The sequence below is a fragment of the Acetivibrio mesophilus genome, assembly GCF_004102745.1.
In the GTDB taxonomy this organism is placed as follows: Bacteria; Bacillota; Clostridia; order Acetivibrionales; family Acetivibrionaceae; genus Hungateiclostridium; species Hungateiclostridium mesophilum.
Genome location: NZ_RLII01000018.1, coordinates 53,529 through 74,160 on the forward strand (window position 1 = coordinate 53,529; position 20,632 = coordinate 74,160).

At 37.7% G+C, this 20,632-nt stretch carries 23 protein-coding genes; 22 read left to right on the plus strand and 1 reads right to left on the minus strand.

Annotated elements, in window-relative coordinates:
* Window positions 1-42 precede the first annotated feature (42 nt).
* From EFD62_RS12340 to hfq, 6 genes are all read left to right on the plus strand, one after another.
* Complete coding sequence (locus EFD62_RS12340) at window positions 43-1,365, plus strand: stalk domain-containing protein (RefSeq protein WP_069193700.1); 1,323 nt, start codon at window positions 43-45, stop codon at window positions 1,363-1,365.
* 137 nt (window positions 1,366-1,502) lie between these two features.
* Window positions 1,503-1,898, plus strand: coding sequence for a YlbF family regulator (locus EFD62_RS12345; protein ID WP_069193701.1), 396 nt, complete (start codon window positions 1,503-1,505; stop codon window positions 1,896-1,898).
* Window positions 1,899-1,909: 11 nt separating this feature from the next.
* Window positions 1,910-4,522 carry a DNA mismatch repair protein MutS gene (gene mutS / locus EFD62_RS12350; RefSeq protein WP_128706220.1) on the plus strand — a complete coding sequence of 871 codons (2,613 nt, stop codon included), beginning with the start codon at window positions 1,910-1,912 and terminating at the stop codon, window positions 4,520-4,522.
* Window positions 4,523-4,552: 30 nt separating this feature from the next.
* Window positions 4,553-6,706: a DNA mismatch repair endonuclease MutL gene (mutL, locus tag EFD62_RS12355; RefSeq protein WP_069193703.1), complete on the plus strand. Its 2,154-nt coding sequence runs from the start codon at window positions 4,553-4,555 to the stop codon at window positions 6,704-6,706.
* An 18-nt stretch (window positions 6,707-6,724) separates the two neighbouring features.
* Complete coding sequence (gene miaA / locus EFD62_RS12360; RefSeq protein WP_069193704.1) at window positions 6,725-7,666, plus strand: tRNA (adenosine(37)-N6)-dimethylallyltransferase MiaA; 942 nt, start codon at window positions 6,725-6,727, stop codon at window positions 7,664-7,666.
* A 101-nt stretch (window positions 7,667-7,767) separates the two neighbouring features.
* On the plus strand, window positions 7,768-8,010 hold the full coding sequence (gene hfq / locus EFD62_RS12365) for an RNA chaperone Hfq (RefSeq protein WP_069196253.1): 243 nt from the start codon (window positions 7,768-7,770) through the stop codon (window positions 8,008-8,010).
* 141 nt (window positions 8,011-8,151) lie between these two features.
* On the opposite strand, the gene lexA is transcribed toward hfq, so the two are convergent.
* On the minus strand, window positions 8,152-8,793 hold the full coding sequence (gene lexA, locus EFD62_RS12370; RefSeq protein ID WP_069193705.1) for a transcriptional repressor LexA: 642 nt from the start codon (window positions 8,791-8,793) through the stop codon (window positions 8,152-8,154).
* A 199-nt stretch (window positions 8,794-8,992) separates the two neighbouring features.
* Between lexA and EFD62_RS12375 the strand changes: the two genes are divergently transcribed.
* The 16 genes from EFD62_RS12375 (at window position 8,993) to EFD62_RS12450 (ending at window position 20,256) form a co-directional block, all read left to right on the plus strand.
* Entirely contained in the window at window positions 8,993-9,280 is a 288-nt protein-coding gene (locus EFD62_RS12375; protein ID WP_069193706.1) for a LysM peptidoglycan-binding domain-containing protein, read from the plus strand.
* Between the two features lie 179 nt (window positions 9,281-9,459).
* The gene (ylxM, locus tag EFD62_RS12380; RefSeq protein WP_069193707.1) at window positions 9,460-9,813 is read left to right on the plus strand and encodes a YlxM family DNA-binding protein; all 354 of its coding nucleotides are present in this window, start codon (window positions 9,460-9,462) and stop codon (window positions 9,811-9,813) included.
* A gap of 40 nt (window positions 9,814-9,853) precedes the next feature.
* Window positions 9,854-11,194, plus strand: coding sequence for a signal recognition particle protein (gene ffh, locus EFD62_RS12385; RefSeq protein ID WP_128706221.1), 1,341 nt, complete (start codon window positions 9,854-9,856; stop codon window positions 11,192-11,194).
* 39 nt (window positions 11,195-11,233) lie between these two features.
* Window positions 11,234-11,479, plus strand: coding sequence for a 30S ribosomal protein S16 (gene rpsP, locus EFD62_RS12390; protein ID WP_069193709.1), 246 nt, complete (start codon window positions 11,234-11,236; stop codon window positions 11,477-11,479).
* A 69-nt stretch (window positions 11,480-11,548) separates the two neighbouring features.
* Window positions 11,549-11,779, plus strand: a complete 231-nt coding sequence (locus EFD62_RS12395) for a KH domain-containing protein (protein ID WP_069193710.1) — start codon at window positions 11,549-11,551, stop codon at window positions 11,777-11,779.
* A gap of 90 nt (window positions 11,780-11,869) precedes the next feature.
* Window positions 11,870-12,394, plus strand: coding sequence for a ribosome maturation factor RimM (rimM, locus tag EFD62_RS12400; protein ID WP_069196254.1), 525 nt, complete (start codon window positions 11,870-11,872; stop codon window positions 12,392-12,394).
* Window positions 12,384-13,124: a tRNA (guanosine(37)-N1)-methyltransferase TrmD gene (trmD, locus tag EFD62_RS12405; protein WP_128706223.1), complete on the plus strand. Its 741-nt coding sequence runs from the start codon at window positions 12,384-12,386 to the stop codon at window positions 13,122-13,124. Before rimM ends, trmD begins: the two co-directional genes overlap by 11 nt.
* Window positions 13,125-13,260: 136 nt before the next feature.
* A complete protein-coding gene (rplS, locus tag EFD62_RS12410; RefSeq protein WP_069193712.1) occupies window positions 13,261-13,605 on the plus strand; it encodes a 50S ribosomal protein L19 in 345 nt (114 codons plus the stop codon).
* A gap of 142 nt (window positions 13,606-13,747) precedes the next feature.
* Window positions 13,748-14,413, plus strand: a complete 666-nt coding sequence (gene lepB / locus EFD62_RS12415; RefSeq protein ID WP_069193713.1) for a signal peptidase I — start codon at window positions 13,748-13,750, stop codon at window positions 14,411-14,413.
* A gap of 23 nt (window positions 14,414-14,436) precedes the next feature.
* A complete protein-coding gene (ylqF, locus tag EFD62_RS12420; RefSeq protein ID WP_069193714.1) occupies window positions 14,437-15,333 on the plus strand; it encodes a ribosome biogenesis GTPase YlqF in 897 nt (298 codons plus the stop codon).
* A complete protein-coding gene (locus EFD62_RS12425) occupies window positions 15,305-16,075 on the plus strand; it encodes a ribonuclease HII (RefSeq protein WP_069193715.1) in 771 nt (256 codons plus the stop codon). Before ylqF ends, EFD62_RS12425 begins: the two co-directional genes overlap by 29 nt.
* Window positions 16,076-16,112: 37 nt before the next feature.
* On the plus strand, window positions 16,113-17,768 hold the full coding sequence (gene fliK / locus EFD62_RS12430; RefSeq protein ID WP_128706222.1) for a flagellar hook-length control protein FliK: 1,656 nt from the start codon (window positions 16,113-16,115) through the stop codon (window positions 17,766-17,768).
* 17 nt (window positions 17,769-17,785) lie between these two features.
* Window positions 17,786-18,070, plus strand: coding sequence for an EscU/YscU/HrcU family type III secretion system export apparatus switch protein (locus EFD62_RS12435; protein ID WP_069193717.1), 285 nt, complete (start codon window positions 17,786-17,788; stop codon window positions 18,068-18,070).
* Between the two features lie 14 nt (window positions 18,071-18,084).
* Complete coding sequence (locus EFD62_RS12440) at window positions 18,085-18,468, plus strand: YraN family protein (protein WP_407921092.1); 384 nt, start codon at window positions 18,085-18,087, stop codon at window positions 18,466-18,468.
* A 61-nt stretch (window positions 18,469-18,529) separates the two neighbouring features.
* Window positions 18,530-19,204, plus strand: coding sequence for a RadC family protein (gene radC, locus EFD62_RS12445; protein ID WP_235832648.1), 675 nt, complete (start codon window positions 18,530-18,532; stop codon window positions 19,202-19,204).
* Between the two features lie 116 nt (window positions 19,205-19,320).
* Window positions 19,321-20,256, plus strand: coding sequence for a dipeptidase (locus tag EFD62_RS12450; protein WP_069193720.1), 936 nt, complete (start codon window positions 19,321-19,323; stop codon window positions 20,254-20,256).
* The last annotated feature ends 376 nt before the right edge of the window (window positions 20,257-20,632 follow it).

The window sequence follows — 20,632 nt, forward strand, 5'->3', positions numbered from 1 at the left end:
GTAAAATCGGTTGTATTATATTTTGCTAGGAGATGGCTTGTGATGAAGAAACTAATGCCCAAAAGATTATCTGCTTTCCTTGCTGTATTTACAATTCTATTTTCATTTTGCACTCTTAATATTTATTCTTCCGGCAATATAAATATCTGTGTAAACGGCAAATACCTAAATCTAGACGTACCACCCATTATAGAAAGCGGAAGGACTCTTGTGCCTGTTCGCGGAGTATTTGAGTCCATTAATGCCGACGTTGAGTGGCTGCCGGAATCACAGAAAGTAAAAATTTCAAAGGGTGGCAGCATAATAACTCTTAATATTAACAGTAATGTTGCCTATATTAATCAGGAATCGGTGAAGCTCGATGTACCTGCCAGAATTGTAGACGGAAGGACACTGGTGCCGATAAGGTTTATATCGGAGAGTATCGGTGCAAGCGTAGGATGGGACGACACAACAAGAACCGTTATTATCAATATGGATAGCAATGACGCAGAGGTTAAAAAATTTGAATTTAACGGAAATGTAGGCACATTAATTGGGGTGTCCCTTAAGGATATAATAAAAGCATTTGGGGAACCGGACCGTATTGATTTGAGCAAATATGGCTTTGATTGGTATATTTATAATAATGACCTTCAAAGATATATACAGATAGGAATAAAAAATGACAAGGTAGTGGGAGTATTTACAAACTCTCTTTATTACAAGCTTAATGGTAGCGTGGGTGTGGGAACTGATAATATCAGTGTGGACAAGAAGTTTGGAGAATGCGTAGAATACATAAAGAGGGAAAACACCTTTTATATGATAGATAATTCGGATGAGCATAAGATGTATAATATAAATGATGAGTATTTTGTAACTGTGTTTTTTGATATCTTTGATGACAACAAAGTTACTTCGTATCTTCTGATTGATTGCCAAACAGAGCAGGCTTTTGATGGTTATTACGGCAAGCCTTCCGAGGAGCTTAGAATAAGTTACGAAAGAGAAGTCTTTGATCTTGCAAATGCTGTTAGGGTAAGGAATGGATTGACACCGTTTATATGGAATGATGAAATCGCAGCAGTGGCAAGAGCTCACAGTAAGGATATGGTTTTAAATAATTATTTTTCCCATGCAAATTTGCAAGAAGAAAGTCCTTTTGACAGGATGGAGAAAGTTGGCATAGGGTATACGTCAGCCGGGGAAAATATTGCTATGGGGCAGACAGAAGCAATATTTGCTCATGAGGCATGGATGAATTCCCATGGACACAGGTTAAATATACTTGGAAGTTTTGAACGCCTCGGAGTTGGTATTTACATAGGGGATTATGATGAGATAGCCTATACTCAGAATTTCTATACCCCACCAACTAGATAATTTTTATATTAAAAATGTTATTTTTTCGATGATTTTATGGTACAATAGGTTAATAAGAAAAGCAATTAAATTCACATAATTATATAGAGCTTTGTTAGTTGCAATAATGAATATAATAAAAGTAAAGGGTGATTGATATGGATATCCTTACAAAGGCAAAAGAGCTTGGAACAATGATAAGCACTTCTGACGAAATGACAAACTACAAGAAGTGGGAAGCAAGCCTTGAAAGAGACCATAAAGCAAGAGCTATACTTCGTGAGTATCAATCATTGCAGACTGAAATGGTTAGAGCAGCACATGATGATACGGATAAAAGTATTTTAGATGATATAAAGGAAAGACTTTTAATTAAGTTTGATGAAGTAAACAATTATGAGGTTACGAGAAATTATATTGAGTCGAAGGATAGATTGGACAGGCTCATAAAAAGGGTAAATGATGTACTTGTTTACTCAATTTCCGGCGAAGAGTCCTGTTCATCCAATACCTGCAGCTCGTGCAGCGGCTGTGGAAATAAATCTTGTACGTGAGGTAAGGAAAAATGGCTTCATTGACACCTATGATGCAACAGTATCTTGAAATAAAGGAACAGTACAATGACTGTATCCTTTTTTTCAGGCTGGGAGACTTTTATGAAATGTTTTTTTCTGATGCGGAGCTGGCATCAAGAGAACTGGAAATAACGCTTACGGGGAAGGATTGCGGCCTTGAAGAGAGAGCTCCTATGTGCGGAGTACCTTTCCATTCTGCGGATTCTTATATTGCAAAACTGATTAATAAAGGCTATAAAGTGGCTATATGTGAGCAGATTGAAGATCCTGCGCTGGCGAAGGGATTGGTCAAGAGGGATGTAATTAGGATTGTTACTCCCGGTACAGTGACCGACTCGACTATGCTGGATGAAAAGAAGAATAATTATCTTATGTCAATCTACAAAAGCAAAACCTATTATGGTATTGCCTGTGTGGATCTGACTACAGGAGAGTTTTTGTCCACATATATTACCTTTGGCAATACCTTCAGCAAATTAATGGACGAAATCGCAAAATTCTCACCCTCAGAAATTATTGTGAATGGTGAGTTTTTTCATGATGAGAATTTAAAAAGCACTTTGAAGAAGAGGTTTGATGTCTATATTTCCAGTATAGAGGATAGATTTTTTGAAAAGGATTTTTCCATACAGAAGGTAAGAGACTATTTTAAAGATCATGTAATTGAAGAAAATGCGTTTGATCTTTATATAAATGCTTCCGGAGCTCTTTTAGAATACCTTGAGCAGACACAGAAGGTAAACTTAAGTCATATTCAGAGTTTTAGTGTTTACAGGATTGAAGAGTATATGGTTCTGGACTTGGCTACTAGAAGGAACCTTGAACTGACAGAAACCATGAGGGAAAAGAACAGAAAAGGCTCCCTTCTCTGGGTCTTGGACAGGACAATGACTTCTATGGGCGGGAGAACCTTGAGGAAATGGATAGAGCAGCCTCTTATAAACCTGCATGATATAAAGGACAGGCTGAATGCAGTAAATGAATTTAAAGAAAAGTTTATGGTAAGAACTGAGGTACGAGAGCTTTTGAAAGCGGTCTACGATATAGAAAGGCTTATGAGCAAGGTTGTCTTAGGAAGTGCCAATTGTCGAGATCTTATATCTATAAAGAACTCTATTGGGCAGGTGCCGTATATAAAGGAGCTTATTTGTCACTTTAATGCCGATCTCAACGTTTTAAGCTATAATGAATTGGATAACCTGTCCGATGTATATGAAATCATTGATAAGGCAATAAATGATGAGCCTCCTGTTGCGGTTAAAGAAGGCGGAATTATAAAAGAAGGCTTTAATGAAGAAGTGGACAGGCTAAGAAGCGCTTCAAAGGATGGGAAGAAGTGGATTGCAGTTCTTGAGAGCAAAGAGAGGGAAAGAACCGGAATTAAGAACTTGAAAGTGGGATTCAACAAGGTCTTCGGCTACTTCATCGAGGTTACCAAATCCTACTATTCCCAAGTACCGGAGGATTATATAAGAAAGCAAACCTTGGCGAACTGTGAAAGGTACATAACTCAAGAGCTAAAGGAAATTGAGAATACGGTATTGGGTGCGGAGGATAAGCTTGTAGAGCTTGAGTATCAGATATTTGTGGATATAAGAAATAAGGTTGCAGAGGAAATAAACAGATTAAAGTCTACGGCAAAAAGTCTTGCCAGAATAGACGTTTTATGTTCACTGGCAGAAGTGGCAGATAGGGAATCCTATACTATGCCTGTTATGACCGATGATGATGAAATTAATATTAAAGACGGAAGGCATCCTGTAGTGGAAAAAATAATCGGACAGGGAGCCTTTGTTCCTAATGATATCCATCTAGACATGGGTGAAAATGAAATTGCGATAATTACCGGGCCGAATATGGCGGGTAAATCGACATATATGAGGCAGGTAGCATTGATTGTGCTTATGGCCCAAATAGGAAGCTTTGTTCCTGCTCAAAGTGCAAAGATAGGTATAGTTGACAGGATATTTACAAGGGTGGGCGCTTCGGATGACCTGGCAGCAGGCCAGAGTACCTTTATGGTTGAAATGTCTGAGGTTGCAAACATACTCAGCAATGCCACATCAAAGAGCCTTTTGGTTTTAGATGAGATAGGCAGGGGTACAAGTACCTATGATGGGCTTAGCATCGCATGGGCCGTAATTGAGTTTATTGGTGAGAAAATTGGGGCTCGGACACTGTTTGCTACCCATTACCATGAGCTTACGGAGCTGGAAGAGAGAGTCGAAGGTATAAAGAACTACTGCATATCTGTGGAAGAAAAGGGAGAAGATATAATTTTCCTAAGAAAGATACTGCGGGGCGGAGCCGATAACAGCTATGGCGTGGAGGTGGCAAGGCTTGCAGGTGTGCCGGCTCCCGTTATTCACAGAGCTAAAGAAATATTAGGGAAATTGGAAGATGCGGATATAACCAGGAAGGAAAACCGTGTTCGAAGGACAAAAAAACCTATTCAAGGGCAAATTGATGTATTTACGTTTAATACTGCCCAAAGAAACTGCGATGAGGTTTTAAACGAATTAAAAGGACTTGATATTACAACCCTTACACCTCTCGATGCGATGAATGTATTATACAATCTTCAAAAGAAGGTAAAAGGATAGAAGAAAGTACATATAGAAAGGTTTTCTATTATGGGGAAAATAGTTATACTTGATGAAAATACATCAAATCAGATTGCGGCAGGAGAGGTTGTGGAAAGGCCGGCTTCTGTGGTGAAGGAGCTTGTTGAGAACTCTATTGATGCCGGAAGTACAAATATATCGGTGGAGATAAGTAATGGCGGTGTATCCTTGATAAAGGTAGTTGACAACGGAAGCGGAATTGAAGAGGACGATATAGAAATTGCCTTTGAGAGGCATTCCACCAGTAAGATAAGAAAGGCAAGCGATCTTGAGGCGATTACCTCCCTTGGATTTAGGGGTGAGGCTCTTGCCAGTATTGCCTCTGTTTCTACCGTTGAGGTTACTTCAAGACCTGCTCACAGGGAGTATGGAAGGTATGTAAAAATCCAGGGGGGCACCCTTATAGAGTCCAACCAGACGGGATGCCCTGTCGGTACAACATTTATTGTAAGAGAGCTTTTTTACAATACCCCGGCGAGGTTTAAGTTTCTGAAAAAGGATTCTACTGAAGCGGGATATGTTTCCGATATAGTAAGTAGGATTGCCCTTGGGAATCCAGATATTTCCTTTAGGCTGATCAACAACAGGAATACAGTTATTCATACTCCGGGTAATAACGACCTTTTGAGCACCATATACAGCTTGTACGGCAAGGAAACGGCGAAGGAATGCATGGAGGTTTCCTATGAGGATGAGAGTATAAAGATAACCGGATACGCGGGGAGACCTGAAATAGCAAGGTCAAACAGGAATTATCAGTCCATATATCTAAACAGAAGGTATATAAAGAATAAGGTTATATCATCAGCGATTGACGAAGCATACAAAACATATCTTTTGAAAAATAAATTTGCTTTTATCGTGCTATACATAGAGTTAAATCCGTTGCTGGTGGATGTCAATGTACATCCTACAAAAATGGAGGTAAGGTTTTCTCGGGAACAGGACATTTTCAGAGCTGTTTACCACGCTGTAAATAATGCGCTACTTAGCAAGACCCATATTAGGAATGTCGCCATTTCAGACAATCCCAAGAATTATTTCAAGTTTGGCCAGCCCCCGAAAAAGGAAGCCGATTATGTGCAGCAGAAGCTGGATACGGGTAGCAAATATACCGGATACAATTATGAAGATTTAACAATCAAAAAGGCGGATACGGTAAAAGAGAGTGCGCCGTGGGAAAATGCAATTGCTAAAGACAGTGCTAAGATTAATAATAGGAAAAATGAAGTTATAAATAAAGCTGTAAATGAAGCTATAAATGAAGCTATAAATGAAGTTGAAAATGACAAGCCGATTAATGGGCCGATTGATAATGAGGTTAATAAGCCGATTAATGAGCCAATTAATAAGCTCATTGATGAGCCGATTTATGACCTGATTGATAAGCCGCTTGACAAACCTGAGAATATAGCTTCAAGTTCCAAAAGTGCGGACTTTGATAATAATTTGATAGATATCAGCAATAGCCCTAAAGATAATTGCGATAATGTCGATAAACCTAATAATGCTGATATTGATTCCAATGAAACCAATGCTGTTGAAGATGACGGTAGAGCAGAACAGGATATTGAAAGAAATGTTTTTCTTGGAGCCCGGATAATTGGGCAGGTTTTTTCAACATATATTCTGCTTCAGAATGGGGACGACTTTATAATTATTGACCAGCATGCTGCCCATGAAAGAATACGCTTTGAAGAGCTTAAAGAAAAGTATGGAAGGAATGAAAGCCTGTCGCAATATCTATTGACACCGGTGGTTATAGAGTTCACAAACCAGGAAATCGCCTTTATTGAGGAAGAAAGAGAATTATTAAATAAATTAGGGTTTATTTTCGAAAGCTTTGGTAATAATTCTATTATACTTCGTTCGGTACCGATTACGGACGAGAATGTTGGCATTAAGGAATCCTTTTTGGGAATTGTTGATTTTTTGATGTCAAAAGGCAAGAAATATGATAGAATTATTGAAGAAGAGGTATTATACCAGATAGCATGCAAGTCGGCGGTAAAAGCAAACAAGAAGCTTGACGAAATGGAGATTAAAAGCATTTTGGAAAAGCTCAATCTGCTTGAAAATCCATATACATGTCCCCACGGACGGCCGACTGTTATTAAAATTACAAAATATGAGTTTGAAAAAATGTTTAAAAGAATTGTTTAATCTGTTTGGAGGACAAACTTGGATAATGTAATTGTGATAATCGGTCCAACAGCTTCGGGAAAGACGAAGCTTGCCATAGAGATAGCAAAACGTACAAACGGTGAGATAATTTCTGCAGATTCCATGCAGGTATATAAATATATGGACATAGGTACTGCCAAACCCGATGAAAAAGAGAGAGAGGGTATAAAGCACTATCTTATAGATGAGGTGGCACCGGATGAAGAGTTCAGTGTTGCAAGGTTTCAGGAGCTTTCATTAAAATATATCGATGAAATTCTAAACAAGGGGAAGATTCCTATAGTTGCTGGAGGAACAGGACTTTATATTAATTCACTAATATATAATCTGGAATTCTCCGATACTATTTGTGATTGGGAACTCAGAAAGAAACTTGCAGATGAAGCAAAAGAAAAAGGAAACGAATATCTTCACAACAAGCTTAGGGAGATTGACCCTAAGGCAGCAGAAAATATACATATGAACAATGTAAAAAGGGTAATACGTGCAATAGAAGTCTATACTCACACCAATAAGCCTATTTCCGTCCATCAGGAGGAGTCAAGAAAGAATCCTCCGAAGCATAATTTTATTTTAATCGGTATTACGATGGACAGAGAAAAGCTTTATGACCGGATTAATAAAAGAGTGGATATGATGCTTGAGAACGGTCTTGTCCGAGAGGTTGAGAAACTTATTGAAATGGGATATGACAAAAGCACAATTGCCATGCAGGGACTTGGCTATAAGGAGATATTATCCTACTTAAAAGGGGAAATTACTCTGGAAGAAGCAGCTGAAATCCTAAAGAGAGATACGAGGCGATATGCCAAACGCCAGATGACTTGGTTCAAAAGAATTGAAAATGTATATTGGATAAATAAAGATGAGTTTGATAGTGACGAGGAAATAATAAAAAATATTAAATATTGTCTTGCAACGTCTGGTATTTTCTTGTAGAATAAGAATAACAAAATAAAATTGTAAGTAAGTAAATTTGTGAGTAATAAATGTTTTATATAAAGATAAAAAAAGAGAGAAATAGAGGAGGATTATCTGTGGTGAACAAAAATAATATTAATTTACAGGACGTTTTTCTAAACCAAGTGAGAAAAGAACATATTCCAGTTACGATTTACCTTACTAACGGATTTCAATTAAAAGGGACAGTAAAAGGATTTGACAATTTTACTGTTGTACTTGATAGTGAGGGAAGACAGCAACTAATCTATAAACATGCGATTTCAACAATAAGCCCAATGAAAATTGTTAACTTGATTTTCAATGACAACAGAATGGAATAAAGTATTAAAAACTATATAATAAATAGACAAAAGCTCCGGAGCATTGTGCTTTAGGGAGCTTTTGTCTTATATTATGGCATTTAGCTTTATGGCATTTATCTTTATATTGTAAGCCTTAATTGATCTTATTAATATAGGCTTTTACATTTTTCTAAAAACTCCTATAACCTTTCCTAAAATAGAAAAATTATCTCTTACTATAATAGGGTCATAGAATTTATTGGCAGGTTGAAGTCTAATAAATCCCTTTTCCTTATAAAAGGTTTTTACCGTAGCCTCATCATCAATAAGTGCGACAACTATATCTCCATTGTTTGCTGTAGATTGCTGCTTCACCAGGATATAATCATTATCGAAAATACCCGACTCTATCATACTGTCCCCCCGGACACGAAGCATAAAAGTCGTTGAATTCTGGACAAAATCGAGAGGCAGCGGGAAGGTGTCTTCGATATTTTCAACTGCAAGTATTGGCTGACCTGCTGTTACCTTTCCTACAATAGGGACTTCAACAAGCTCCTTGTTGGAGTACATATTTTTAGGCTCAGCTACTTTGGTATTCTTTTTATCATTAATGACTTTAAGAGCTCTCGGTTTTGAAGGATCCTTTTTAATAAGACCTTCCTTTTTCAATTTTTCCAAATAACCATGCACGGTGGATGTGGACTTAAACCCAACGGCATTGCATATTTCTCTGACAGAAGGAGGATAGCCGTTTTTTTCTATCTGCTCATTCAAAAAGTCAAGAATCCTTTGCTGCTTTTCGTTTATTTTATTTTGCATATTATTCACCCCGGAAACATTTTTATACGGCTGACTAAACACCCAATATTATATTGTTAATACTTGTTTAACAGTATTATACCATAAAGTAAAAACAAATCAAACTAATGTTCGATAATTTTTTGAATTCATATTGACATAAGAACGTATGTTCGCGTATAATATCTGTATAGAACATTAGTTCGGTGGAGGAGTTTTTATGAAAAGGAAGTACATTTTAAAGAATAAGAAGAGATTTTTTACGTTTATTCTTTTTATGTTAATGGGTTTGACAGCTGTTATAAGTGGCGCTACCAGCACCTATGGATTCCGAGAGCCTTCTTATAAGACGATTACAGTAAGAAGAGGGGATACTCTGTGGAACATAGCTGAGGACTACAATAAATATGGGGACATCAGAAAATACATATATGATATTATGGTTTTAAATGATCTTGAAGACTGTCAGATAATTGAGGGGATGGAGCTTAGGGTAATTGTCGAGTAGTTCCGATATAACTTATATACTTGATTTAATAAAGGTTGAATATTGATTTTAGGGGTACTCTTTTGTTAAGAATAAATGGGTACTTCTTTTATTTTATTATTTTTTTCAAAAAACCTTGACTAATAGTAAAATATAGCTTAGAATTATGTGTAAAGTATTTTTGCTTTACAGGTGAATATATGGATAAGGTATATGAAGCTGCGCTTTTGCTGGACTTTTACGGACAGCTTCTCACAAAGAGGCAGTTTGAAATACTGGATTTTTATTTGAATAACGATTATTCTCTAGCAGAGATTGCAGAGCAGCTTAATATAAGCAGACAGGGCGTTTATGACAATATTAAGCGCGGCAGGGCTATGTTAGACCGTATGGAAGAAAAGCTTGGGCTTGTGCATAAATTTTTACAGCAGAAAGATATAGCCCTTGAAATATTAAATGATATTAAAAGCATTGATGTTAGCAATATGAGTGTTGAAGATGCTGAGACTCTAAAGAGGGTTGAAGAGAAGATAGGAAAAATAGTTGAGAGCTGAATATTCGATATCCTTATGGAATTGAGGTGTCATATATTATATGGTGTTTGAAGGATTGTCCGGCAAGCTTCAGGAGGCAATGAAGAAGCTTAAAGGCAAAGGAAGAGTTACTGAAAAAGATGTAAAAGAAATGATGCGTGAGATAAAGCTTGCGCTTTTGGAGGCGGACGTTAACTTTAAAGTTGTTAAGGACTTTATTGCAAAAGTGTCCGAAAGAGCTGTAGGACAGGATGTTTTGGAAAGTCTTACACCGGGACAACAGATAATTAAGATTGTCCATGAGGAGCTTATTAACCTTATGGGGTCTGCCAACAGTAAGGTAACATTTGCATCAAAGCCTCCTACTGTGTATATGATGGTTGGACTTCAGGGTTCCGGTAAGACCACTACCTCGGGAAAGCTGTCAAGTCTTTTAAGAAAGCAGGGCAAAAAGCCTCTGTTAGTTGCCTGTGACGTGTACAGGCCTGCTGCAATAAAGCAGCTGCAGGTGGTAGGATCACAGCTGGGGATTGAGGTATTCTCAATGGGAGACAAGACAAATCCCGTTGACATAGCAAAGGCAGCCATTGAATATGCAAAATCAAAGCAGCATGACCTTGTAATAATAGATACAGCTGGTCGTCTTCATATTAATGAAGAGCTTATGGAAGAGCTTCAAAATATAAAAGAAGCTGTTAGGCCGCAGGAAATATTGCTGGTTGTTGACTCGATGACCGGTCAGGATGCTGTAAATGTGGCAGAAAGCTTTAATGAAAAATTAGGTGTTGATGGTATTATACTTACCAAGCTTGACGGAGATACCCGAGGAGGATCGGCGCTTTCTGTTAAGGCTGTTACAGGAAAGCCTATCAAGTTTATAGGTATGGGTGAGAAATTAAGCGATATTGAGCCCTTTTTCCCTGACAGGATGGCATCAAGAATTCTTGGCATGGGAGACGTTCTAAGTCTCATTGAAAAAGCCCAGGAAGCCTTTGATGAGAAAAAGGCCTTGGAGCTGGAAAAGAAGATGCGTACCCAGCAGTTTACGCTGGATGACTTTTTGGATCAGATGCAGCAGATTAAAAAGATGGGGCCTTTGAACCAAGTACTGGGAATGATACCGGGTTTCAACGCCAATGCCCTTAAAGATGTGGAAGTGGACGAAAAGAAGATGGCCCATGTTGAGGCTATTATAAAGTCTATGACAAAGGAAGAAAGAAACAACCCTTCAATAATAAATGGCAGCAGGAGAAAGAGAATTGCTGCCGGAAGCGGTACCACTGTTCAGGAGGTAAACAAGCTTCTGAAGGACTTTGAAGAAATGAAAAAGATGATGAAAATGATGACCGATATGGGTAAACGCGGTAAAAAGGGATTGAAGAAATTCCGAATGCCGTTTTAATAAACAATAGTTGTAATTATACTTGCGGGAGGTGAAAAAATGGCAGTTAAGATAAGATTAAAAAGGATGGGAGCAAAAAAGGCACCCTTTTATAGAGTTGTAGTTGCTGATTCAAGATATCCTCGTGATGGCAGGTTCATAGAAGAAATTGGAACTTACAATCCTCTTACAGATCCAAGCGAGGTTAACATTGATACAGAAAAAGCTCAAAAATGGCTTAAGAATGGAGCACAGCCTACAGATACTGTAAGGGCTTTGTTAAAGAAGGTTGGAGCTATATCCTGATTATAGTGGCCAAAGTGCCTAGTATTTGGCGAACAATGACATTTTGGTAGAATACGGGAGGTATTTGTAATGAAAGAACTTCTCGAGGCGATTGCCAAAGCATTAGTAGACTGCCCGGATGATGTTCATGTAAATGAAGTTGAAGGGGAAAAGTCAATTATCCTTGAATTAACTGTATCAAAAGATGATATGGGTAAGGTAATTGGAAAGCAGGGAAGAATAGCAAAGGCAATCAGAACAGTAGTAAAAGCTGCAGCAGTGAAAGAAAACAAGAGAGTATCTGTAGAAATACTACAATAAAAAGATGTGGGCAGGGGTCAGTCTCTTGTCCACATTTTTTAGCCTATTGGAGTGAAAAAATTAATAGATATAGATGGTGGTGTAAAGCTAGTGGTGCAATACTTGCAAATAGGGAAAATCGTGAATACTCATGGTGTAAAGGGAGAGGTTCGGGTTATTCCGCTTACCGATGATCCCCTTAGGTTTAACAAGCTTAAGTGTGTCTATATATCCAAGGAAATGTCTGATGAAATGCAAAAGTTTGATATTGTATCTGTAAAACACCAAAAGAACTTTGTAATAATCAAGTTCAATGGGATTGATGATATGAATGCCGCCGAAAGGCTTAAAGAGCATTTTGTGATTATTGACAGAAAGGATGCTGTAAAGCTTCCTAAGGACACATTTTTTATTTGTGACCTCATAAATATGAACGTATTCGACCACGAAGGAAATAATCTTGGAGTACTAACGGATGTGCTGAGTACAGGAAGCAATGACGTGTATGTAGTCAAGAATGAAAATAAAAAGGAAATTTTAATTCCGGCACTAAAGTCTGTTGTAAAAGAAGTTTGTTTTGAAAATAATAAAATGGTAGTCGAGCTGCCCCAAGGATTGATTGATGATGAAGTTTGATGTATTGACGCTTTTTCCTGAACTCTTTGATGCCGTGCTTGGTGAAAGTATTATAGGCAGAGCCCGGCAGAACAATATAATTCAAATCAACACTGTAAATATTAGAGATTTTTCTTTAAATAAGCACAGGAAAGTAGATGACTATCCTTATGGCGGTGGAGGCGGTATGGTGATGATGGCTCAGCCGATTTGTGATGCCTATCTTTCTATTGCTGAGAAACTTTCCTACAAGCCTAGGGTTGTTTACCTCAGCCCCCAGGGAAGAGTACTCAATCAGGAAATAGTTAAGGAGCTTTCAACAGAAGAGCATTTGATTCTGCTCTGCGGCCACTATGAAGGTATTGATGAGCGGGTCATAGAAGAAATAGTAGATGATGAAATATCCATAGGGGATTATGTGCTGACAGGAGGGGAGTTGCCGGCGATGGTGCTTATTGATTCTGTCAGTAGACTTATTCCGGGAGTATTGTCAAGTGAGGAATCCTATTCTCAGGAGTCCCATTATGAAGGTCTTTTGGAGTATCCTCAATACACGAGGCCCTATGAATTCTCTGAAAGAAAGGTTCCTGGGGTACTGATGTCAGGACATCATGAGAACATAAACAGATGGCGAAGGCAGCAGTCTCTAAAGAGAACTTATTTAAAACGACCGGATATGTTTGAAAGGCTATCTCTTAATGAAGCAGATAGGAAACTTCTAGAGGAAGCATTGAAGGAAAATGAAGAATAAATAAATTATTATAAATTCAAATAAAATGGTAAAAAAATATTTACAATATATCAATGCTATGATATAATGTCATCTTGTGGAATACGGGCGGTCCTCTGTTTTATACAAGAACGTCTACGAGGGAGGAGGATAAAAAATGGATGTAATAAAAGCGATTGAGCAAGAACAGCTTAAAACCGAGGTAACTAATTTTTCAATCGGAGACTATGTAAAGGTCCATGTAAAAGTAAAAGAAGGTAACAGGGAAAGAATTCAGGTTTTTGAAGGTACTGTAATTTCCAAAAAGGGCTCCGGAGTCAAAGAAGTTTTTACTGTAAGAAGAATATCTTACGGAGTTGGAGTAGAAAGAATTTTCCCGATTCATTCGCCAAGGATTGCTCAAGTGGAAATTGTTAGAAGAGGTAAAGTTAGAAGAGCGAAGCTTTACTACCTGCGTGATAGAGTTGGTAAAGCAGCAAAAGTTAAAACAAAATTGGGTTAAGATATTTGAAATAAAGGGGACTGTTAAGTCCCCTTTATTTCGCAATTTACAGTATTTCTTTAACTTGTTCTGTCCGTTCTTTCCTAGGTGGGAAAATAGTGATATAATAAATACTAACATTAAATTTTAAGGGTTGTATAATATGGAGTATAGAAAGAAGCCTGCCGGTATTGACAAAAGTCAAGAGGAAGAACTGAAAAAAAAGTTTGGGACTAATTTTCATGCGGAAAAGCCAAAGTATTTTAAAGAAATAGTAAAATGGATTTGCATTATAATTATTGCTTTATTAACTGCTCTTTTACTTAGAGCCTATGTGTTTGAATGGGTGGTTGTCCAGGGCAAATCCATGGAAAACACTCTTTACACCGATCAAGTTTTATTTGTAAGTAAGTTGGATAATGACAGTCCCCAAAAAGGAGATATTGTCATAATTCAAATTCAGGAAGGAAATTGGGATTATCTGTCCTTTTTCAAAGAGGTACCTCTTTTTAGAACTCTTTTTCCCTGCAAAGGCGAAGTAAACTATATAAAGAGGGTAATAGGACTTCCGGGTGATGAGATCGATATTAGGGACGGGTATTTATATATTAATGGTGAAAAGCAGAATGAAGCCTATACAAAAGGACTAACTTACGAGCAAAGCTTTGAGCTTCCTAAGGTTGTGCCTGAGAATAAAGTATTTGTTATGGGTGATAATAGAGAATATAGCAAAGACAGCAGACAATTAGGCTTTATTGACTTTGAACGTATAAAAGGCAAGGCGGTTTTCAGAATAAAGCCTTTGAAGGAATTTGGCAGTATTTATTGATTATATTAGATTGGGAGGAGCAAATGAATATTCAGTGGTTTCCGGGTCATATGGCTAAGACCAGAAGGATTCTTGCGGAAAATCTGAAAATGGTTGATGTGGTTATTGAGCTTTTGGATGCAAGGATTCCGGTAAGCAGCAAAAATCCTGAGATAGATAGTATTGTGAGGAATAAGCCGAAAATCGTTGTATTAAATAAAGCCGATCTGGCTGACGAGAAGGTTTCGAATGAGTGGAGCAGATGGTACAATTCTCAAGGTTATGCCACCATTTTCATTGATTCTTTAAAGGGCACAGGAATAAAGCAACTTAAAGACAAAATGCGTGATATTATGAAGGACAAGTTTGAAAGAGACAAGCAAAAGGGAAGGATTTTCAGGCCTATAAGGACTATGATTGTGGGGATACCCAATGTTGGAAAATCTTCTCTTATAAACAAGATAGCCGGGAAAAAAAGTGCGGTAACCGGTGACAAACCTGGTGTTACACGCAATAAACAGTGGATAAATGTCAATAGTGAGATTCAGTTGCTGGATACTCCGGGGATTCTTTGGCCGAAATTTGAAGATGAGACAGTGGGCATAAATCTGGCCATTACTGGTGCTATAAAGGATGACATAATAGATACTGTGGAGCTGACATCGATTTTACTTGAGCGCCTTTCGCAAGCTTATCCGGAAAAAATAAAAGAACGGTACAAGATTGAATCGTTGCAGGACAAAAAAGGGTATGAGCTCTTAGAAGAGGCGGGGAAAAGAAGAGGCTGCATAATTTCTGGAGGAGAAGTGGATTTTACGAGAATTTCTGCTATTATACTCGATGAGCTCCGGGGCGGCAAAATCGGCAGAATAACCCTCGAAAGGCCGGGGGATGTAGTTTTGGCCAAGGGAGATGAAAAGCATGACCATAAAGCAGATTGAGCAGTCCATAGAAGGTCTGGACATAGACAAAGCCTTAGAAAAGCTTTATTTTCTTAAGAGTGAGTTTGGAGACAAGGTTGACAGAATAATAGAAAAGTATGAAAAGAAAAAGCTAAAACACGAAAAAGAGTTAAATAGATATTTAGGGATGTGCGAGTTTGAAAAAGAGGCCTATCAGAGAGGTTTTAGTATGATTGCCGGAATTGACGAGGTGGGGCGCGGCCCTCTTGCCGGTCCTGTTGTGGCTGCCGCGGTTATCCTTCCTCAAGATGCTTTCATAGAAGGCCTCAATGATTCTAAAAAGCTCAATGAAAATCAAAGGGAAAGACTTTTTGATGTCATCAATGATAAAGCACTTGGTGTGGGCCTCGGAATTGTAGATGAAAAGCAAATTGATGAAATAAATATTTTGAATGCGACAAAGGCAGCAATGAAATTGGCTGTTCAAAATTTAGACCTTAGTCCTGATATTCTTTTTATTGATTCTCTAAGGCTTGATGATATACATATTGTGCAAAATTCAATAGTTAAAGGCGATGCAAAAAGCGTGTCGATTGCGGCGGCATCAATTGTAGCTAAGGTTACAAGGGACCGTATGTTGAAAGAAATGGACAAAGAATACCCTATGTATGGGTTTTCCAAACATAAGGGTTACGGCACTAGCGAACATATAGAAGCTATAAAGAAATACGGTATTTGTCCGATACATAGAGTAAGCTTTACAAAGAACTTCGTAATATAGACTCAATTTTCAATAAAAAGCTTTAGGGGGAAGAAGATTGAGAGTAGAAGGCGCAGAAAACGTATTAATCAACCAGAAAGGGTCTGTTGATATACTGTCAAGGCTTGATACAGGAGATACCTTAAGGGCAAAAGTAGTTGACATTACTGCAAATGAGCTACTCCTAAAGCTATTTGACGGGACCTTGATAAATGCCGGTGCAATGACTCCCGTAAATGCAAAGAGGGGAGATCTCATTGATTTTATTGTAAAAAATAAAGTAAACAATCAATTGTTTTTGGAAATCCTCAAGGATAACGGTAAAGAGGCTACCGATGTTGATGTTGAGAATGAGATTAAAAACAAGCTGCTGCAGCTTGGTATAAAGCCCGATAAAAGAAATATGGAGGCAGCAGCCAAAATCCGTGCCAATGGGGCTCAAATCAATACTGAAACCATCACCAAAGTTGTTGATGCAGTGGTTAGGTTTAAGAACCTGACCATTGATAAGGCGGCTTATCTTATTTCAAATAACATTGCTCCCGAAGAAAAAAACATAGCAAGTCTCACCAGGTTTGTTGAAGGCAGAGTAAAATTGAGTGCTGAGCTTTTCGATTTGGCATCAAGCCTTGGAGAGCTTCAGGACAAAGATGTGGCCATTGCAATTCTAAAAAAGCTTAATGCCTTAGATTATGCTTCCCAAAAGAGTATAGAAGACGCTGATAATAGCACTTCTGATATTGATAATGACAACGCAAAGGCGCAGCATAACCAAAAGGATGGATATGCTGGGGATGATATGGCTCTAAAAAGCGGTACTGATATTAAAAATGGCAAAGAGTATTTGGGTTCGAAGTCTAAATTGTCTCAGGGAGACGATGTTGTCGAAAGTAAATTCAAGGAAGAACTGGGAAATACTAATCCGGGAGAAAAAGAAATATTACATTTTAAGAAAAAAACTGTTGATTTTATTAATAATTACAGGGAAAATATAGATAAGCCTGAGAAAAAACTAATGGACTTATTAAAGTCCTTTCAGACATCAGAAGACAGTAAGGTGTCGGAGCAAAAACATTCCGGCATGCGTGATGAGGCTGAAAGCATAAAAAAATCCTTTGAAAAGATGTTTGTAAAGATTAATGAGGAAATTGACAGCCGGGATATTAATGTTAAGGAAGTATACAAAGATATTTACAAAAAGCTTGAAATGGTGAGAGGGATTTTGGAAAATTCCAATGTTCCGGGAAAAGAAGACATTTTAAACAGGGTTGACAGCCTTAAGAGCAATATTAGTTTTCTGAATGAATTAAATAACCATAGCGTGTATTTTCAGATACCGCTGAAAGTATTTGATAGAAACACTACTGGTGAGCTCTATATATTAAAAAGAAATAACGGAAGAAACAGAATTGATCCGCAAAATGCTACAGTGTTTATATCATTAGATACCGAAAACTTAGGACAAGTAGACTCCCTTATCAGCGTAAGCAAAAAAAATGTCAGCCTCAATTTAAGGCTTGAGAAAGATGAAATCTATGATTTCATTAAGGAAAATTATATTCAGCTTTATGAAGGGTTATTAAAAAAAGGCTACAAACTAGTGGATATCAAATATAGGCTTATAGATGAAAAGGTGAACCTTTTAAATGCCCATGAGGTTTTGGAAAAGGAAATAGAAAAAATAAGAAGTAAGGGGTTTGACTGCAAAATCTAATTTATGGGGGAATTTTTATGCCTGGCAAGAAAAAAATAAAGCAGGTGGCGGCTTTAAAATATTCACCGGACGATAATAATGCCCCTGAGATTATAGGATTGGGAAAAGGCGAGATCGCGGAGAAGATACTTGAAAAGGCAAAAGAAAACAACATTCCTATATATGAGAATGAGGAGCTTGCCTCTACTTTAAACGCCCTAAACATTGGCGATGAAATTCCGCCTGAGCTTTATGATATTGTGGCGCAGATACTTGTGTTTATCGGCAGTATTGATAAAAGCTATGGTAAAAAGAAGAGATAAAAATGGAGAAAAAGATGTATAGCAAAGCGAATAATAAAAGAGCTACAGGGGCAATTGGGGAGACTGCTGCTGTTGAATATCTCAAAGAGAACAATTACGAGATTTTAGAAAAGAACTTTCGGTACAAAAGACTGGGCGAAATAGACATAATTTCCCGGGAAAAGGATTATATTTGCTTTGTTGAAGTCAAGGCAAGAAGCTCAATAGATTACGGCTATCCAAGAGAGGCTGTAAATGCCAGAAAGCAGGAAAACATAAGAAGACTTGCCCAGATATATCTTTGTAAAAACGGTATGAATGATTTTAAAGTAAGATTTGATGTAGTAGAGGTTTATATAGATAAAAAAGGCGATAACATTGAAGTAAATAAGATTTCATTGATTAAGAATGCCTTTTAAAATACTCTTACGAGTATAAATGAGTTTGATTATAAAAGGGTTTATATCTATAGGGGGAATATTGGTGCACGAAGGACACAGAAAGAGACTTAAGGAAAGATTTTTAAAAGAAGGGCTTGACAGCTTTGAGCAGCATCAGGTGCTGGAATTACTTTTGTTTTTTTCAATTCCGAGAAGAGATACCAATGAGATAGCTCATACACTTCTGAATAAGTACGGCTCTTTATCCGGGGTATTTGAAGCAGATCCAAAGGACCTGGCAGCTACGCCAGGAATCGGAGAGAACTCTGCAATGCTGCTGTCGCTTATACCACAGCTCTCAAGGCGTTATTTTAATGATAAATGGAGGGACAAGCCCGAGCTCAACAGTTCAACGAAAGCCGGGCAATATGCCGTTTCACTTTTTTCCGGAAGGCATTATGAAGTATTCTATGTTATTTGTCTTGACGCACAAAACAGGGTAAACTATGCCCAATTGGTTCACGAGGGGACCATAAACGAGGCACCGGTATACCCGAGAGTAATTGTTGAAACTGCACTGCGCCACAAGGCCAACAGTGTAATTTTGGCGCACAACCATCCCGGTGGAACCTTAAATCCATCAAAAGCGGATATTGAAGCTACCAATAGGATCAGAATAGCTCTTGAAGCCATCTCTATAAAGGTGATTGACCACATAATTGTCTGTGGCGGTCAATATGTGAGTTTTGCTGAAAGAGGGCTTCTTTCCAGTTGATGTTTTTTGTAACATATTTATTCACTATTACGCATACATTATAAATAAAATAACGGCAAATAAAATAGCAATAATAAAATAATGGCCCTTAAATAAACGTTTGGGGAGTGGAGTCTATGATTATAGTTGATGCCCATTGTGATACAATAACAAAAATAATGGAAGATGGTACAGGTCTTCGGAAGAATAACTGCCATATAGACATAGAAAGACTTAAATCCATAGGAAACTATGTTCAGTTTTTTGCGGCATTCATAGACCCGTCCTATTGCCAGGCATATCCATTAAAGAGAGCCTTACAGATAATAGATGAGTTTTACAGTCAGATAGAAGCTAATAAAGATGATATCATGACATGTCGTAATTACAACGATATTGAAGAAGCCGTAAAGTCAGGCAAAATTGCTGCGGTACTTTCAATAGAAGGCGGTGAAGCCCTACAAGGAGATCTGGGGGTTTTGCGGATGCTTTACAAGCTTGGAGTAAGGAGCATTTGCCTCACATGGAATTACCGCAATGAAATAGCTGATGGCGTTAAGGACGAATCTTCGGGAGGAGGACTTACACCTTTTGGTAGAAAAGTAATTAAGGAAATGAATGAGCTGGGAATGATTATTGACCTTTCTCACATCTCTAAAACCGGCTTCTGGGATGTATTGGAGTGCACTTCCGCTCCGGTTATTGTGTCCCACTCAAATGCCCAAAAGCTTTGTCCTCATAGGAGGAATCTAACGGATAAGCAGATACTGGCGATAAAAGATAATGGCGGTGTAATTGGCGTAAACTTGTATCCGGAGTTTTTGAATAATTCCAAAGAAGCCACTCTAAAGGACGTTATTAACCATATTGAGTACATATCAAGCCTTGTGGGGCCTGAACATATTGGGCTCGGAGCTGATTTTGACGGCATTGAAAGCGTACCGACCGGAATAAATGGGGTACAGGATATTGAAAAGATATTTAATGAACTTGCAAAACTCAATTATTCCAACGAAAATATAGAAAAATTTGCAGGCAAGAACTTTCTTAGAGTTATTCAGAATGTTTTATAGAATGTTTTATTGGTGCTATTTTTGTGTTTATATTTTATCCACCACGTCCTGTTTAATATATAACATGTCGATGAATTATATTCCATTGAAATAATAATATATAGAACTTGCATTTTGGTGATGCCGTACTTTGTTGACGGACATGTTGTTCAATATATGACTTTAAAACTCCAAATGATATTAATGACTATCATAAAAACTATATTCTCTATTAAAAAACGGAAAATAAATTCATATCTAAAAATAATTTCTTAAATTGCAATATTAAATGCAACACTTTTTAAAGAAACCTGATGATATTTATCATTCCAACCTTAACCATTCTTCAACAGGCGGGTGAAATGGTGTCAAGGGCGGTTTTCCCCTTGATACCATT

What these genes read in the sequence shown, in the direction of transcription:
- EFD62_RS12440 (WP_407921092.1), top strand. Translation starts at nt 18,085, where the DNA reads ATGTATAGCAAAGCGAATAATAAAAGAGCTACAGGGGCAATTGGGGAG.
- ylqF (WP_069193714.1), top strand. Translation starts at nt 14,437, where the DNA reads ATGAATATTCAGTGGTTTCCGGGTCATATGGCTAAGACCAGAAGGATT.
- ffh (WP_128706221.1), top strand. Translation starts at nt 9,854, where the DNA reads ATGGTGTTTGAAGGATTGTCCGGCAAGCTTCAGGAGGCAATGAAGAAG.
- EFD62_RS12345 (WP_069193701.1), top strand. Translation starts at nt 1,503, where the DNA reads ATGGATATCCTTACAAAGGCAAAAGAGCTTGGAACAATGATAAGCACT.
- mutS (WP_128706220.1), top strand. Translation starts at nt 1,910, where the DNA reads ATGGCTTCATTGACACCTATGATGCAACAGTATCTTGAAATAAAGGAA.
- EFD62_RS12375 (WP_069193706.1), top strand. Translation starts at nt 8,993, where the DNA reads ATGAAAAGGAAGTACATTTTAAAGAATAAGAAGAGATTTTTTACGTTT.
- rplS (WP_069193712.1), top strand. Translation starts at nt 13,261, where the DNA reads ATGGATGTAATAAAAGCGATTGAGCAAGAACAGCTTAAAACCGAGGTA.
- EFD62_RS12450 (WP_069193720.1), top strand. Translation starts at nt 19,321, where the DNA reads ATGATTATAGTTGATGCCCATTGTGATACAATAACAAAAATAATGGAA.
- ylxM (WP_069193707.1), top strand. Translation starts at nt 9,460, where the DNA reads ATGGATAAGGTATATGAAGCTGCGCTTTTGCTGGACTTTTACGGACAG.
- trmD (WP_128706223.1), top strand. Translation starts at nt 12,384, where the DNA reads ATGAAGTTTGATGTATTGACGCTTTTTCCTGAACTCTTTGATGCCGTG.
- mutL (WP_069193703.1), top strand. Translation starts at nt 4,553, where the DNA reads ATGGGGAAAATAGTTATACTTGATGAAAATACATCAAATCAGATTGCG.
- EFD62_RS12340 (WP_069193700.1), top strand. Translation starts at nt 43, where the DNA reads ATGAAGAAACTAATGCCCAAAAGATTATCTGCTTTCCTTGCTGTATTT.
- EFD62_RS12425 (WP_069193715.1), top strand. Translation starts at nt 15,305, where the DNA reads ATGAAAAGCATGACCATAAAGCAGATTGAGCAGTCCATAGAAGGTCTG.
- lepB (WP_069193713.1), top strand. Translation starts at nt 13,748, where the DNA reads ATGGAGTATAGAAAGAAGCCTGCCGGTATTGACAAAAGTCAAGAGGAA.
- rpsP (WP_069193709.1), top strand. Translation starts at nt 11,234, where the DNA reads ATGGCAGTTAAGATAAGATTAAAAAGGATGGGAGCAAAAAAGGCACCC.
- EFD62_RS12395 (WP_069193710.1), top strand. Translation starts at nt 11,549, where the DNA reads ATGAAAGAACTTCTCGAGGCGATTGCCAAAGCATTAGTAGACTGCCCG.
- lexA (WP_069193705.1), bottom strand. Translation starts at nt 8,793, where the DNA reads ATGCAAAATAAAATAAACGAAAAGCAGCAAAGGATTCTTGACTTTTTG.
- EFD62_RS12435 (WP_069193717.1), top strand. Translation starts at nt 17,786, where the DNA reads ATGCCTGGCAAGAAAAAAATAAAGCAGGTGGCGGCTTTAAAATATTCA.